Source organism: Chromohalobacter sp. HP20-39 (genome assembly GCF_033052815.1).
In the GTDB taxonomy this organism is placed as follows: domain Bacteria; phylum Pseudomonadota; class Gammaproteobacteria; order Pseudomonadales; family Halomonadaceae; genus Chromohalobacter.
The window spans coordinates 1-318 of sequence record NZ_JAWHTP010000401.1; the positions used below are offsets into that span (position 1 = coordinate 1).

General features: G+C 66.0%; 1 pseudogene. It reads left to right on the plus strand.

Annotation, left to right across the window (positions count from 1 at the left end):
• Positions 1-318 (plus strand): annotated as a pseudogene (gene fadE, locus RVY79_RS18545) (acyl-CoA dehydrogenase); the annotation flags it as partial.

The following is a 318-nucleotide window of genomic DNA, read 5'->3' on the forward strand; positions in this document are numbered from 1 at the left end:
GGCATGCACGAGGGCCGCGAAACGCTGGGCTTCCGTGTGACCTGGAGCAAGCGCTACATCACGCTCGGGCCGATTGCGACGGTGCTGGGCTTGGCCTTCCGCGCGGTCGATCCGGATGGCCTGCTCGGTAGCGATAAAGAACCCGGTATCACCTGCGCACTCATCCCGACCAAGCATCCGGGCGTGAACATCGGGCGCCGTCACTGGCCGCTGAACGCGGTGTTCCAGAACGGCCCGAACTCCGGCAAAGATGTGTTCATCCCGATCGACTGGGTGATCGGCGGGCAGGCGCAGGTCGGCCGTGGCTGGCGCATGCTG